The 14,867-nt window shown below is 71.3% G+C and carries 13 protein-coding genes; 9 read left to right on the top strand and 4 right to left on the bottom strand.

What is annotated here, in order from left to right:
• Positions 1-72 precede the first annotated feature (72 nt).
• The 3 genes from uvrA to OOJ98_RS29370 all read left to right on the top strand — a co-directional run bounded on the left by uvrA (position 73) and on the right by OOJ98_RS29370 (position 4,404).
• Positions 73-2,559 (top strand): excinuclease ABC subunit UvrA, encoded by a 2,487-nt coding sequence (gene uvrA, locus OOJ98_RS29380; protein ID WP_267058081.1) that lies wholly within the window; start codon positions 73-75, stop codon positions 2,557-2,559.
• A 242-nt stretch (positions 2,560-2,801) separates the two neighbouring features.
• The gene (locus tag OOJ98_RS29375) at positions 2,802-3,032 is read left to right on the top strand and encodes a hypothetical protein (RefSeq protein WP_267058080.1); all 231 of its coding nucleotides are present in this window, start codon (positions 2,802-2,804) and stop codon (positions 3,030-3,032) included.
• A gap of 247 nt (positions 3,033-3,279) precedes the next feature.
• Entirely contained in the window at positions 3,280-4,404 is a 1,125-nt protein-coding gene (locus OOJ98_RS29370) for an NAD(P)/FAD-dependent oxidoreductase (RefSeq protein WP_267058079.1), read from the top strand.
• An 80-nt stretch (positions 4,405-4,484) separates the two neighbouring features.
• Here OOJ98_RS29370 and OOJ98_RS29365 read toward each other — a convergent pair whose 3' ends face one another.
• Positions 4,485-5,213, bottom strand: coding sequence for a TetR/AcrR family transcriptional regulator (locus OOJ98_RS29365; RefSeq protein ID WP_267058078.1), 729 nt, complete (start codon positions 5,211-5,213; stop codon positions 4,485-4,487).
• Positions 5,214-5,302: 89 nt separating this feature from the next.
• On the opposite strand from OOJ98_RS29365, the gene OOJ98_RS29360 reads away from it, so the two are divergent.
• On the top strand, positions 5,303-6,163 hold the full coding sequence (locus tag OOJ98_RS29360; protein ID WP_267058077.1) for an SDR family oxidoreductase: 861 nt from the start codon (positions 5,303-5,305) through the stop codon (positions 6,161-6,163).
• A 63-nt stretch (positions 6,164-6,226) separates the two neighbouring features.
• Here the strand turns inward: OOJ98_RS29360 and OOJ98_RS29355 are convergent, their stop codons facing one another.
• Positions 6,227-7,051 carry a YihY/virulence factor BrkB family protein gene (locus OOJ98_RS29355; RefSeq protein ID WP_267058076.1) on the bottom strand — a complete coding sequence of 275 codons (825 nt, stop codon included), beginning with the start codon at positions 7,049-7,051 and terminating at the stop codon, positions 6,227-6,229.
• Positions 7,052-7,336: 285 nt separating this feature from the next.
• Positions 7,337-8,287: an alpha/beta fold hydrolase gene (locus OOJ98_RS29350; protein ID WP_267058075.1), complete on the bottom strand. Its 951-nt coding sequence runs from the start codon at positions 8,285-8,287 to the stop codon at positions 7,337-7,339.
• Positions 8,288-8,499: 212 nt separating this feature from the next.
• On the opposite strand from OOJ98_RS29350, the gene OOJ98_RS29345 reads away from it, so the two are divergent.
• Both OOJ98_RS29345 and OOJ98_RS29340 read left to right on the top strand, forming a co-directional pair.
• On the top strand, positions 8,500-9,084 hold the full coding sequence (locus OOJ98_RS29345; protein WP_267058074.1) for a TetR/AcrR family transcriptional regulator: 585 nt from the start codon (positions 8,500-8,502) through the stop codon (positions 9,082-9,084).
• A gap of 296 nt (positions 9,085-9,380) precedes the next feature.
• Positions 9,381-11,291: an N-acetylmuramoyl-L-alanine amidase gene (locus tag OOJ98_RS29340; RefSeq protein ID WP_267058073.1), complete on the top strand. Its 1,911-nt coding sequence runs from the start codon at positions 9,381-9,383 to the stop codon at positions 11,289-11,291.
• Between the two features lie 97 nt (positions 11,292-11,388).
• Here OOJ98_RS29340 and OOJ98_RS29335 read toward each other — a convergent pair whose 3' ends face one another.
• Positions 11,389-11,904, bottom strand: coding sequence for a GNAT family N-acetyltransferase (locus tag OOJ98_RS29335; protein WP_267058072.1), 516 nt, complete (start codon positions 11,902-11,904; stop codon positions 11,389-11,391).
• A gap of 670 nt (positions 11,905-12,574) precedes the next feature.
• On the opposite strand from OOJ98_RS29335, the gene OOJ98_RS29330 reads away from it, so the two are divergent.
• The 3 genes from OOJ98_RS29330 (at position 12,575) to OOJ98_RS29320 (ending at position 14,852) form a co-directional block, all read left to right on the top strand.
• Entirely contained in the window at positions 12,575-13,570 is a 996-nt protein-coding gene (locus OOJ98_RS29330) for a L,D-transpeptidase (protein WP_267058071.1), read from the top strand.
• 84 nt (positions 13,571-13,654) lie between these two features.
• The gene (locus OOJ98_RS29325) at positions 13,655-14,161 is read left to right on the top strand and encodes a SigE family RNA polymerase sigma factor (RefSeq protein WP_267058070.1); all 507 of its coding nucleotides are present in this window, start codon (positions 13,655-13,657) and stop codon (positions 14,159-14,161) included.
• Positions 14,154-14,852, top strand: a complete 699-nt coding sequence (locus OOJ98_RS29320) for a hypothetical protein (protein WP_267058069.1) — start codon at positions 14,154-14,156, stop codon at positions 14,850-14,852. The genes OOJ98_RS29325 and OOJ98_RS29320 overlap by 8 nt, the downstream gene beginning before the upstream one ends.
• The last annotated feature ends 15 nt before the right edge of the window (positions 14,853-14,867 follow it).

Below are 14,867 nucleotides of genomic sequence, written 5' to 3'. Positions count from 1 at the left end.
CGCGAGATCCCCACGGGGTCGGTGACGGCGCCTGATCGCGCGGTTCTCGGCGCGATCAGGTAGTCAGGAAGGGTGAGCAAGGACGCGAGCAACGCCTTCGTGCAGGTCCGTGGCGCCAGCGAGAACAACCTGCGGACCATCGATGTCGACGTGCCACGGGACGCGATGGTCGCCTTCACCGGCGTTTCCGGTTCGGGCAAGTCCTCGCTCGCGTTCGGCACGCTCTACGCCGAGGCCCAGCGGCGCTACTTCGAGTCCGTGGCACCGTACGCCCGGAGGCTGTTGCAGCAGGTCGGCGCACCGCACGTGCAGGAGATCACCGGGCTGCCCCCCGCCGTAGCCCTTCAGCAGCGACGCGGGTCGCCCAGCTCGCGCTCCACGGTCGGCACCCTCACCACGCTCTCCAATCTGCTGCGCATGCTGTACTCGCGCGCCGGGACCTACCCGCCCGGGGCCGAGCGCCTGGAAGCCGAATCGTTCTCGCCCAACACCGCGGCGGGCGCCTGCCCGCACTGCCACGGGTTGGGTCTCGTGCACGACGTAGCCGAGGACCTGCTGGTCCCGGACCCCTCGCTGAGCATCCGCGACGGGGCGATCGCCGCCTGGCCTGGCGCCTGGCAGGGCGCCAATCTGCGCAGTGTCGTCAACGGTCTCGGGATCGACATCGACCGGCCGTGGCGCAGGCTCAGGAAGAAGGACCGGGACTGGCTGCTGTACACGGACGAGCAGCCCTCCGTGTACATCGAGCCGGAGGAGGAGCGCGTCGACTACGGCTACCAGGGCACGTTCTGGAGCGCCCGCAAGCACGTCATGCACGTCCTCGCCGACTCCAAGAGCGAGCGGATGCGCGAACGGGCGCTCCGGTTCGTCAGGAGTGTGTCCTGCCCCGAATGTCTCGGCAGCGGGCTGCGGCCCGAAGCGCTCGCCGTGACCTTCGCCGGACGTTCCATCGCCGAGATCAACGCGCTGCCGCTCGCCAAGGTCGTCGCGCTGCTGCGGCCCGTCGCCGGCCGGTCCAGGGCCGACGCCACCACGGCGACCGCCCGGTCCGGTGAAACGACCGAGGTCGCGGTCCGGATCTGCGCCGATCTGGTGGCGCGGGTCGATGTACTGCTCGACCTGGGCCTCGGATACCTCAGCCTCGGACGCCGCTCGACGACCCTGTCGCCCGGCGAGGCGCAGCGCCTGCGCATCGCCACGCAGCTGCGCTCGGGGCTGTTCGGCGTCGTCTACGTACTCGACGAACCCTCCGCGGGTCTGCACCCGGCCGACGCGGAACCGCTCCTCGACGTGCTGGACCGCCTCAAGGCGGCGGGCAACTCGCTGTTCGTCGTGGAGCACGACATGGACGTCGTACGCCGCGCGGACTGGGTGGTCGACATCGGCCCCGGAGCGGGCGAGGGCGGCGGACGCGTGCTGTACAGCGGTCCGGTCGCCGGGCTCCGGAAGGTCGGGGAGTCGGCCACGAGCCAGTACCTGTTCGGGCGTGCCGAGCGGCTCGATCACCGCCCGCGGACACCGCACGGCTGGCTGCGGCTGCGTGGCGTCTCCCGTCACAATCTGCGCGACGTGTCCGTCGATGTACCGCTCGGCGTGCTGACGGCGGTGACGGGTGTGTCCGGTTCCGGAAAGTCGACTCTGGTGACGCAGGTGCTCGCCGAGGTCGTCCGCGAGCACCTCGGCCTCGGACCCGAGGAACCCCAGGACCCGGAGGGGCCCGACGCGGCGCGGCTGGAGGCCGGCGTCGGGGAGGCGTCGGGTGTCGAGTCGTTCGACCGGCTGGTCCTGGTCGACCAGCGGCCCATCGGCCGCACTCCCCGGTCCAACCTGGCCACGTACACGGGGATGTTCGACGCGGTGCGCAAGGTGTACGCGACGACGGACGAGGCCAGGGCGCGCGGCTACTCGGCCGGGCGGTTCTCCTTCAACGTGCCCGAGGGACGGTGCGAGACCTGCCAGGGCGAAGGATTCGTGGCGGTGGAGCTGCTCTTCCTGCCCGGTACGTACGCGCCGTGCCCGGCCTGCCGGGGTGCCCGGTACAACGCCGAAACACTGGACATCACCTACCGCGGCAAGAACATCGCGGAGGTGCTCGCGCTGTCCGTCGACGCGGCCGCGACGTTCCTGTCCGCCGTCCCGGCCGCCGCCCGCAGTCTGGAGACGTTGCGTGAGGTCGGGCTGGGATACCTGCGGCTGGGCCAGCCCGCGACGGAGCTCAGCGGCGGCGAGGCGCAACGCATCAAGCTGGCCACCGAACTGCAGCGAGCCCGACGCGGTCACGCGCTCTACCTGCTCGACGAGCCGACGGCCGGGCTGCACCCCGCCGACATCGCGCTGCTGCTGCGACAGTTGCACCGACTCGTCGACTCCGGCAACACGGTGGTCCTCGTCGAGCACGACCTGGACACGATCGCCACCGCCGACTGGGTCGTCGACCTCGGGCCGGGCGGTGGCGACGCGGGCGGACGGGTGGTCGCGTCGGGCCCGCCTGCCAAGGTGGCGAAGTCCCGCCGCAGCGCCACCGCGCCCTATCTCGCGGCCCGGCTCGCGCGCTCCTGACGACGGCGCGAGGGTCCGGCCGCATCGGCGGGTACGTGCCGCGCCCGGAAACCCAGCTCTCGTCCGAACACGGCATCTGTGGTGAGCCGGGGTCTGCTGCCCGCCGCCCGTGGCGGCAGTCGGCCGCGGGTGTGATCCGGCATCGAGGCCGCGTCGGCGGTCGGGTGATACCGGTTTTGCCGCGGCCGGGCGCCGGGGACAGTCACCCTGTTCTTCATCCACCCGCTCGAACAGGAGTAGTCATGCGTATGCGTACCTCCCTCGCCGCCGGCGTTCTGGCCGTCACCGCGATCCTCGGCAGCACCGGCACCGCGCTCGCCCACGACCGGGACGACGACCACCAGTCCGGTGGCAGGACCAGCAGCTGCGGCACGTTCGCCGCGGCGGGCGACGGGCACGCGGCGTACGGCAGCGCCTGCAAGCACTCCGAGTGGATGGGCCACATGGGCTGGATGGGCCACGACTCCCACTGAGGCCGCCTCGTTCCGGACCCACGCCGGGCCGGACCGAGCATCACAGGGCGCGTCCCGTCGCGAGACGGGGCGCGCCCTGTCGCATGCGGGCGGGTCGATGGGCCGCGGTCCCTGACCGGTTTGATCCCCGCCGGCGCGTGCCGAGCCTCGCATCTTGACAGGCACCAGGTTCAGCTCGTAGAACTTAGTTCGTCGACAACGAACTAAGTTCGTTCAGAGTCGTTCCACTCTCTCGGAGGTGTTTTTGATGCGCGTTGCCATCATCGGAGCCGGTCTCGGCGGGCTTGCCCTCGCGCAGGGTCTGCGCGGTGCCGGAATAGCGGCCGACGTCTTCGAGCGCGACCCGGGGATCGCCGCACGCTTCCAGGGCTACCGGCTCGTGCTGAACCCGACCGGATTCCAGGCGGTCCGGGACTGCCTGCCGCCGCGCTGGCATCCACTGCTGGACGAGATCGTCATGGACGCCTCCGCCGAACAGCTGATCCTGGATCCGCAGCTGAACGAGGTCGGCAGGCTCGGCGCCGGCCGGACCGGCATCGTGGTCGACCGGCAGGTGCTGCGGCACCTGCTGCTGACGGGCCTCACCGTGCACACCGATGCGGCGCTGACCGGCTACGACGTGAGGCCGGACGGCAAGGTTCAGGCCCGCTTCGCCCGCCGCGATCCGGCCACCGCCGACCTGCTGGTCGGCGCGGACGGCGTCACCTCCGCGGTCCGCGGGGTCCTCTCGCCCCGGACCGCCCCCACCGACACCGGCGTCCGGTTCGTGATCGGCCGCACCCCGCTGACCGACGAGTTCACCGGCCTGTCCAAGGCGTACGGCTCGAAGATCACGGGCGACGGTGTCAGCCTGCTGCTCGGCGCGATGCGCTTCCGTACCCCGCCGAAGCAGGCCGCCGAGAAGCTGGCTCCCGATGTCACGCTGCCCGACATCGGCGACTACGTACGCTGGGCCATGATCCTTCCGTCGAACGGCTCACCTGAGGACCTGACGGCGCAGGACGCCGTGCTGTCCAGGATGGAAGGGTGGCACCCGCAGCTGCGCGCACTGATCGAGCAGGCCGACCCGGACAACAGCACGCTGCTGTCCATCCGGGTGGTCAAACCCGGTGAGCGCTGGGCCTCCGGGCCGGTCACGCTGCTCGGCGACGCGATCCACGCCACCTCCCCGACCGGTGGCAACGGCGCGAACACCGCACTGCGCGATGCCGACCTGCTGCGCCGCCATCTGATCGAGGCCGACGAAGGCCGCCGGGAGCTGCTCGGCGCGGTCGACGACTACGAGCGGCAGATGTTCGAGTACGGCACCGAGGCGGTGCGCAGCAGTCTTGAGAAACTGCCCGCCTTCGCTCCCGAAGCGCGGCTCTCCTGAGGCCGGGCGACGCCCCCTGAGTGCGATCGCCGGAGCCGCCCGGTCGCGGACACGCTGAATACGGGGCGCCTGACGCACGATCAGGCATGCGGCGCATCACCGTGCGCGGCCAGGCGCGTGAGCCACTCGCGCAGCAGGCACAGCTCGGCGCCGCTCAGGACATCGGCTTCGTCGGGGAGGGCGGCGCGCAGCGCGCGGGCCGCGGCGGCGGGAGCGGACTCCGCGGCGGGGACAGCCGGCTCGGCGCGGGTGACCGCCGCGACCATGGATTCGCGCAGGACGGTCAGCAGCGCCGGATCGCGGCGCTCCGCCGGGGTGGCGTGCCAGGTGAGGACAGCCCCCTGGCCGGTTGCCTGGATGATCTGGGCGGCCAGCTCCTCGTCGACCCGCAGCCAGCCCCCGGCCGCCAGCCGGCGCACCCGCCGGTAGAGGATCTCCAGGCCCGCGCGGTGCGCCGCGTCCTGCCCACGGGCCGCCGCGCGGTTCATCACGGCGAACAACTCGGGACGCGTGACCCCGAACTCGACCACCATGCCCCAGCCTTGGCGCAGCTCTTCCACCGGATCCTGCGATGCGGGGTCGAACTGGGCCCGCTTCGTCTCCAGGAACTGCGCGTAGCCGTGTTCGGCGACGGCCTCGAGAAGGCCTTCCTTGTCGCCGAAGAGGCGGTAGATCGCCGGTGGCTGCATTCCGGCCGCGGCGGCGACCGCGCGGGTGCTCACCGCCTCGGGGCCGCCCTTCTCCAGCAGCTCGACGGCGGCCTCGACGATGCGGCGCCGAGGGCTGTCGGGTGAGTCGCGCGTGGTCATGAATCGATGATAGCGAGGTTTTGCTTCCACTGTGATTTCCAGTGTTACCGTTGAAGCGATTCCACTGGAAACAGCCTCAGGAGAACCCCATGATCATCGTCACCGGAGCCACCGGAAAGCTCGGCCGTCGTACCGTCGAGCACCTCCTGGAGCGCGTCCCCGCCGACCGCGTCGGCGTCAGCGTCCGCGACCCCCGCAAGGCCAAGGACCTCGCGGACCGCGGCGTCCGCGTCCGGCAGGGCAGCTTCGACGACCCCGCCTCACTGGCGCACTCCTTCGAGGGCGCCGAGCACCTGCTCCTCGTCTCCCTCGACCGCGCGGGCCAGGAGTGCGTCGACGGCCACCGCACCGCCATCGACGCCGCCGTGCGGGCCGGGGTCGGCCGCATCCTCTACACCAGCCAGATGGGCGCCGCCCACGACTCCCGCTTCCAGGCCTGCCGCGACCACGCCCGGACCGAAGACCTGCTGCGCGCCACCGGCCTGCCCTGGACCGCGCTGCGCAACGGCTTCTACGCCTCCAGCGCCCTGCAGTTCCTGGAGCCCGCCCGCCACACCGGCGACATCGCCCTCCCCGCCGACGGCCCCGTCGCCTGGACCGGCCACGACGACCTGGCCGAAGCCACCGCGGCGATCCTCACCGGCGCGGCCCGCTTCGAGGGGCCCACCCCGCCGCTCACCGCCTCGGCGACCCTCGACTTCGACGCCGTCGCCGACCTCGCGTCCCGGACCACCGGACGGCCCGTCACCCGCACCGTCGTCCCCGATGACGCCTTCCGCGAGCAGACCCTGGCGCACGGCGCCCCGGCCCCGATCGCCGACCTGATACTGAGCATCTTCAGCGCGGCGCGCAACGGCGAGTTCACCACCGTCGACCCGGCCCTGGCCAAGCTGATCGGGCGCGAGCCCGCCACCTTCCGCACCCAACTGGAGCGCGCCTGGGCCCAGTAGTCTGCCGCGCGCGGGGGTGGGGCCCACTCACCGACCGAGGGACGGACACGTGCGATCGTGGCCTCAGCACGCCCGATCGCGGCAGCGCACGGCGTTGAACTGGGCCCCCGCGAGCAGTGACAGGTTGGTGAACCACAGCCAGATGAGGAACACCACGACGCCGGCCAACGAACCGTACAGGCGGGTGTACGAGGCGAAGTGGTCGGCGTAGAGCGTGAATCCGGCCGATGCGGCGCACCAGAGCAGGACCGCGAGCACGCCACCTGGCAGACCTCGACGCACACCACGGGCCTCGGACGGGCCGGTACGGAAGAGCACGAGCACCAGGACCGTGACGACCCCCAGCATGATCGGCCACCGCAGCATGGACCAGGTGCCCAGACTGTCGAGGCCGAGCAGCGCTGCCGCCCTGCGGTCGAGGGGGCCCGAGAGCACGATCGCGGCCGAGCCCGTGAGGAGCAGGGCGAGCAGAACCAGTGCGGTGGCCACGATGGTGTGCGCGGTCCGCAGGGCAGGCCTGCTGTCCGCCCGGCGATGCATGGCGTGCAGTGCGCGGCGGAAGACAGCCAGGTAACTCGCCGCCGACCACAGGGCGCTCCCCGTGCCCGTCACGACCAGCACCCACACGCCGGATTGCGCGGTCGTCATCTCACGCAGCGCGCCGCGCAGGGCGCTGGCGGACTGGGCCGGGGCGTACGACGTGAGGTCGTCGATCAACCGGTCCGTCGCCTGTGGAGCGGCCAGGCCGATGACGGAGACGGTGACGAGCAGCGCGGGCACCAGCGCCAGGACGGCGTAGTAGGTCAACGCGGCCGCGTAGTCGGACACGTTGTCGTCCCACACCGCCACCCCTGTCGCACGCAGATCACCACGGAGCTGCTTCACCATGGCGGTGGCGCGGACACGTCGTCCGCTGGGACTCGGGGAGGGGTCGGGCACAGAACTCTCTCTTCGTAGGGCGGCGGCCGAAGTGCCCGTACCCGCCGTGGCGCGCGCCACGCCACGGTGAACGGGGCAACTGGCGAAGGTACCAGCGGCCGCCACGCCCGCGGCCGGCTGCACGCGACGGGGCCGGTCGCCCCTCGCTACCGGCGGCCCGTCACGCCACGAGCAGGTCGTCGCGCGTGAAATGGCGTGGCGCCGGACGGCGTGACCGGCCGGGCTCGTCGGGTGTCAGCCGCGGTCGGCGATGAAGGCCGTTATCGCGGCAGTGACGGCTTCGGGCTGCTCGTCCGGGATGAAGTGGCCGGCGTCGGGCACGACGATTCCGGTGGTGTTGTCGGCCCAAGGGCCGATGGAGGCGGCCATGTCCGGAACCGACCCGTGGCTGCTGGAGATTCCGAGGACGGGGACGGTCAGGTGCCGGCGCTTGAGAGCGTCGCGATTCTTGCGCGCCGACTCCGCCGCGTCCCGGTAGTACGCGAGGGACGCGCGCAGGCCTCCGTCCGCGGCAACGGACGCGGCGTAGTGGTCGAGCTCGGCGTCGTCGAACTTGTCGGGAGAGAGGGCCTTCGCCCTCAAGAACCAGCCGACGTACTCGCGTTCACGGCCGACAAGGAGCGTTTCGGGCAGGTCGGGCACCAGGTGGAACGCGAAATGCCAGGTCTTCCAGGCCCGATCCGGGTCCGTGGGAATCGACTCCGGGAGAGTGATACCGGGAATGCCGGCGTCGAGCAGGGCGAGCCCGCGCAGGTGGCTCTCGAAGGTGAGGGCGAGCGAGAAGGCGACCCAGGCCCCGATGTCGTGCGCCACCAGGGTGTAAGTCGACACTCCGAGAGCCTTCACGGCGGTGTGGACGTGCGCGGCGACCGTATGCGTCTCGTAGCTGCGGTCCGGACGCTCGGAGTGGCCCTGACCCGGCAAGTCGATGGCGATGACGCGGAACCGGCGGGCGAGGCTGGGCATCACCTTGCGCCAGGCCCACCAGGTTTGCGGGAATCCGGCGAGGAGGACGACGGCCGGACCGGTCGGCAGGCCGCCTTCGACGGCGTGAAGGCGGATGCCGTCGGCGTCGACCCAGCGGTGCGTGAATCCGGCGAGGTGCTGCAGGGGCAGGTCACGGATGGGGTTGGTTGCGCAGGGAGTCTCGCAGGCATGCGGCGTGGTGGCTGATGGGGCGGTCACGGGATCCTCCGTCGAGGTGGGGTGCGCGGCTGAGACGGTGCGGCCGACAGCGGTGACCGAGCCCGCGGGGCGCGTCCGCGGCTCGGGCGTGCGGTGCGGGAATGCCGGGCCATGACCGCGCTCGAAGACTAACGCATCTTGAACCGATCAGTTCAAGATAGGATGATGCGCACCAGCCCGAACCCATCGACGTACCGGCGAGGAAGTCCCGCGTGGCAGGCAAGAAGCAGTTCGACGTGGATACGGCGCTCGACGCCGCGATGATCCAGTTCTGGCGCGACGGCTACGCCGACACGTCATTGGACGACCTGTCCAGGGCGACGGGCCTGAACCGCAGCTCCCTCTACTCCTCCTTCGGCGACAAGGACAAGCTCTTCCTCCACTGCCTCGATCGCTACGCCGTGCGCTACGGCCAGAAGTACGACGCCGCCCTGTCGTGCTCAGCCTCGGAACCGGTCGCCGCCGTTCGCGCGTTCTTCGACGTCACCCTGAAACGCATCGCCGATCCCGCGCTGCCCGATGGCTGCCTGATCGCCCAGTCGGTCATGGCCATTTCCGCGCTGAGTCCACGTGTCGGAGCACACGCCAAGGAGGCACTCGGACTGCAGCTCCGGCGCCTTCGCGCCGCGCTCAGGGCAGGCTCGCTGACGGACCGGGACGCCGACGCCTTCGCCGTACACGTGGCGGCCGTGAACCAGTCGCTGGCCGTCATGAGCAGAGCGGGGACGAGTCCGGCGCAGCTCCGGGCTGCCGTAGGCGTGACCATCGACGCACTGTCGCGGACGCTGCACGCCTGAGCCCTCGCGAACGCCACGATTGCTCCACGCGCCGCTCAGCTCGGACGCTGCGGAGGGTGTTACCTTCTGCGCCTGTGCGTCCCTTTCGTCTGCTTCCTCCTGCTGTCGCGCGCCGTGGGCGTCTCGCGTCCCTGGCCCTTTCCACCGCGCTGCTCTGTGCCGCGCTGCCCGGCCAGGCGTCCGGTGCCGCCGCGATAAGCGCACGGTCCGCCCGCGCCACCGACCTGACCGGCAGTCAACGGGGGGTCGCACGGCTGGGCGCACCTCCCGGGCGGACCGGATCCTTTGCCGCCGCAGTGAGCAGCACAAGGGGCGCAGACACGACCCTGCAGGCCCAATTCGCCCACGCGGCACGCGAGTTCAAGGTTCCGCAGAGCGTCCTGATGGCGGTCTCCTTCCACCAGACGCGCTGGGAGGACCACGACGGCAGGCCCAGCACTACGGGCGCGTACAACGTCATGGGCCTGACCCGGGTCGTGCCCGGCGACACCGCGCGGTCCAGCGACCACGAACGCCCGCCGCACCACCACATGCGCGGCGACCCGGCGGTGCCGGAGAGCTCCGCCGCCCGCCGCGCCCCGGCCGCCCTCAACACCGACGACCCACGGCTGCACACCCTCGACGAGGCCGCGTGGCTCATCGGCGAACCGGTGGACGCGGTGCGTACCGACACCCGGCAGAACATCCGGGCCGGCGCCGCGCTCCTCGCGCACTACCAGCGTGCGGCCACCGGCTCCCTGCCCGCAGAACCGGGATCCTGGTACCCGGCGGTGGCCCGCTACAGCCAGGCCTCGGACGCGCGGGACGCCGACGCCTTCGCCCGTCGCGTCTTCGACTCGGTGCGCTCGGGCGAGAGCCGCGTCACCTCACACGGCCAGCGCCTCGCACTGCCCGCCGATCCGCGGGTGAGGACCGCCGCGCCGCCCCTGGCGACCACCGCCTCGGCGGCCGAGTGCCCGGCCGCCCTGTCCTGCGACTTCAAGCCGGCCGACCCGGCCAACTACAACGTCGCCACCCGGCCGGCCGACGGGTTCGGCATCCGACGGATCGTCATCCACGACACCGAGGGCAGCTACGACGGCACGGTCTCCGAATTCCAGAATCCGGAGAACGAGGCGAGTGCCCACTACATCGTCAAGGGCGACGGCAGCCACGTCACGCAGATGGTGGCGACGAAGGACGAGTCCTACCACTCCGACAACAAGACCGTGAACATGCACTCGCTCGGCATCGAGCACGTGGGCTACGCCATCGAGGACGGCAGCTGGTTCGGGGAGCAGCTGTACGAAACGTCGGCCGCGCTCGTCAAGTACCTGGCCCAGCGGTTCTCGATTCCGCTCGACCGCGACCACGTCTTCGGCCACGACGAGGTGCCCGGCATCCTCGACGGCCGGGTGGCCACGATGCACTGGGACCCGGGCCCCTTCTGGGACTGGAACCACTACATGTCTCTGCTCGGCGCGCCCGCAGCCACCGCCGGCGCGGCCCAGATGCCGCAGGCGGGCCAGGTCGTCACGGTCGTCCTGCCCTTCACCCAGGCGAACCAGCCGCCGCTGACGTACGGCGGCAAGGACGTCGCGCCACGGCCCGCGAACTTCGGGTACCTCTACGCGACCGCCGCGGCAACCACGCCCCTCACCGACCCGTACATGCCGAAAGCCGTGTGGAACCACGGCGCGACCTGGGGCGACAAGGTGATCACCGGGACCCGGTACGTCGTCGCCGACGCGAGCGGCGACTGGACCGCGATCTGGTACGGCGGCCGCAAGGCCTGGTTCCACAATCCGGGCGGCCGTTTCACCTCCGTCCTGACCCCCTCGACCCCCTCGACCGCCGTCGTCCTGAAGGCGAAGGGCACCACGGCGGTCCAGGTCTACGGGCGCGCCTACCCCGAGGACGCGGCGTACGCGGGCACTGGTGTACCGGTCCAGAGCAGCAACAACACCCCGCTGACGAAGTACACCATCCCCGCCGGTCAGGCCTATCTCGCCATCGGAGAGCCGGTCGCGGGCGACTACTACTACGGCGGCCCCGCGCTCGGCACTCTCGTCAGGGGCGCCCAGACCTTCTACCCCATCCGCTTCAACCACCGCATCGCGTATGTGAGGACGGCGGACGTCCAGCAGGCCCCTCCAGCCACGCCGACACCCCTCGTCGCCAAGCCGCCCGTAGGAGCATCGCCCGCCGCCGTCCCCAAGAAGCCGTAGCCCGGCGGCTCCTCGGGTGAACGTGGCCGACCCGAGGCGCGGCGCGCGTCCTGATAGTCGCTGACAGTCGTCAGTTGCGGCCAACGGATGTGTCGGGTCAGCTGATGGTCAGCTGCCATTCGATCTCTCCGTCGTGCCACTGGCCGGTGGGGGTGAGGCCGGCTGCGGCGGCGACGGCGGTGGATGCCCCGTGGTCGGGGTGGATGTGGGCGACGACCGTGTCCACCGCGTGTGTCCTGAGCCACGCGACGAGTCCTCGGGCAGCCTCGGTGGCGATGCCGCGCCCCTGCCAGGGAGTGCCTGTCACCCAGGCGATCTCCGCGGCGGCACCGTGCTCATCGACAGTGACCGTCGCCTGGACATAGCCGGTCAGGCAGGCGCCGTCACGGAGTTGAACGACCCAGTTGCACCAGGATTCACCGGGGCGGGACGACCCGGCCACCCAGCGTGCGTAGCGGGCGCGCAGGTCCCGGGCGGTGTCCGGGGTGCCGCCGGTGAAGAGGTGCAGGCCGGGGTCGGACAGCACCGTGAGCATCTCGTCGGCGTGCTCGACCCGCAAGGGAATCAGGATCAGCCGATCGGTGTGGATGGTTTCGGGCGCGAGGGCGATCACGCTGCCTCCTGGTCGGAACGTCCGATCAGTATCCCGCGCTCGAAGCGGACGCCGGCGCGGACAAGTGCGACGAGAGAGGGCGCATTCGGGTTCCGCGCCTCCCCCTGCACCATGACATCAGCGTGCCGTGCGCTGGGCGCGCATCTCGGGTCCGGCGAGGTCAGGGGGGCCCGTCACGCATCAGCCCTCTGTCTCGTCAGGGCCTACTTCGACCCCGAGAGCTGGTATGCGAACTTCCCCGTATCCGGGCTCAGTTGGCTGCCGCAGGCCGGCCCGTGCAGCATGTATCTCGTCAAGGACGACGGCGCCATGTTCCTCGCGCTGGCAGCCCTTGCCGTGCTCGCCATCCGCTACGCACGGAACGGAGCGGTCGTTCAGATCACCGCTTCAACCTGGCTCGTCTTCAGCGTGCTCCACCGCATCTTCCATCCGCGGCATCTGCATGCGTGCGACACGGTGGACAAGATCCTCAGGGTCGCACTTCTCGGCCTGCCGGTCCTCGTCACCGTGGCACCGATCGACGGCGCCTCGCGATGGCCGGAGGGGGCCCGGAAAACCGGTCCCGATGGGCGCTTCCGAACCCGTTCGCAGAAAAGTTCGGACCAGGTGCAACCGTGCGCTCCGCCCAGGCGTATAGGAGGCGACACAGCATTTCACCTGGGGGGACTCCATGCACCAGCACCGTTCAGCCGGCTGGACCGCCGGCCGGCTCGGCGCCGCCGTCACCGTCTGTTTCGCTCTGCTCCCGGTCGTCGGCTGCTCGGCCGGTTCCGGTTCCGGTGGCGCCGCCGACGCACCCGGCGCCGCGGCTTCCGCGGCGGCGCCCGCGAACGCCAAGGACGGCGCCGGTACGGGCACCGGCTCGCCCTCGCCCACGGGCCCGCCCGAGCCCGCGGTGCTCGCGAAGGCTCAGGTGCACATAGCCGACGGGCAGACGGTCGGCGTGGGGATGCCGATTTCGGTCACGTTCACCACCCCGGTGCGCGCCGACGACCGCAAGGCTGTGGAGAGTTGGCTGCGGGTGCAGACCTCCACCGGTACGGCCGGCGCCTGGAGCTGGGTGAAGGACCAGAACCTCCGGGACGGTCAGCGTGTCGACTTCCGCCCGAAGACCACCTACTGGCAGCCCGGCACCGAAGTCACCCTGCACCTCGGCTCCCACGCCGTCCGCCAGTTCACCGTCGGCAGATCGCTGATCGCCTCCGTCGACGTGGACGCCCACATGATGACCGTGCGCACCGACGGCAAGACCACGCGCATCCCCGTCACCACCGGGCGACCCGGCCTGGACACCTGGAACGGAACCATGGTGGTCATGGACAAGGCTCCCAAGGTGCACATGGACTCGCGCACCGTGGGCCTCGGCGACGCGTACAACGGCGACTACTACTGGGCCGTGCACCTGACGACGTCGGGCACGTACGTCCACCAGAACGACCGGGCCGACACCGAGGCCGGGCACCACAACGTCACCCACGGATGTGTCGGCCTCGCCACGGACGGAACGGCGCGGAAGTTCTACGATCAGGTCCGGGCCGGCGACGTCGTGACCGTCACGGGGGGCAAGAAGGACATCGTCGCGACCGGCAACGGCTACGGCGACTGGAACCTGAGCTGGGAGCAGTGGCTCAAGCACAGTGCCGCCGGGGAGAGCGCGACCGCATGATGTCCTGCGCCCCGCCGCACCCCGTTCGCAGAACACCGTAAGAAGCCCCGTTCGCAGAGCACCGCGAGAAGAGAGCACGACAGCGTGACCGAGGACGAGTTCGACCTCTTCTACGCGGCCGCCTATCCGCGTCTGGTCGGCCAGCTGTACGCCCTCACCGGCGACCACGCCGAAGCACAGGACGTCGTCCAGGAGGCGTTCGTCCGCGCCTGGGACCGGCGCGCCTCGGTCCTGTCCGGCGACCGGGCCCCCGAGGCCTGGCTGCGCACCGTGGCCCATCGCCTGGCGATGAGCCGCTGGCGGCGCACGCGCCACTGGTGGGAGCTGGTCCGCGGCGAGTCCACGCCGCGGACCATGCCCGAACCGGGCCCCGACCACGTGGCGTTGGTGGCCGCGCTGCGCCATCTCCCCGAGGTGCAGCGCACCGCGATCGTGCTGCACCACCTGTGTGATCTGAGCGTGGAGCAGATAGCCGCGGAGACCGGCGCGCCTACCGGCACCGTCAAGGCGCGCCTGTCACGCGGCCGTTCGGCCCTCGCCCCGCACCTGATGAGCGAGGAACCCCACCCCACGGAGGAATCCTGTGTCTGATCGCCCGCCGGCTCCCGGCCTGACCGAGACGGAGCTCTCCGACCGGCTCCACGGCCTGGCGGCACAGGGCGCGGTCCGGGCCCCGGCTTCCGGAGCGGCGGTCAGGAGCCGCGCGGTACGCCGCCGCCGGACCCGGCGCGCCCTGCTCACCACCGCCGGACTCACGGGGGCGGCCGTCCTCACCCTCGCCTCCGGCACCCTTCGCTCCCCCGCGCCCCGGCCCGCCGCCTCCCCGCCCGCCCCGTCCCGTGCGTCCGTCCAGCAGGTGCTGATCGACCTGGACGCCCACACCCTGACCGTCGAGGGGCGGAGTTACGCCATCAGCGGTCCGGCCCCGCACTGCCCGCTCGGCGAGAACGCGGTCACGGTCACGGCGAAGTACCCCGTCGTGAACCTGGCCCCCAATGCCATCGGTGTGGGGCGGAAGGGCCCGCGGAACTGGGCCGTCACCTTCACCGACCAGGCGCATCAACAGCGCCTGCTGTTCTTCGAGTTGACCCCGTCCGACCTTCCCGACGTCGGCGAGGACCACATCCTGGGGGCCGTCGGCGTCACACCGGCCTCGGGGAAGGCGGTGTACGACGCGGTGCGGCTCGGCGCGCAGGTGCGCATCAAGGGCGGCCCCCAGTCGAGGGATGTGCCGGCCAACTCCGCGTGCATCGATCTCCAGCCGATCAAGGGCGGCGGCTGAGACAGCTCTGTTCGA

This window comes from Streptomyces sp. NBC_00083, assembly GCF_026343295.1.
GTDB lineage: Bacteria > Actinomycetota > Actinomycetes > Streptomycetales > Streptomycetaceae > Streptomyces.
Note: the sequence above shows the minus strand (reverse complement) of the source record. Positions and strands in the feature narration are given on the sequence as shown.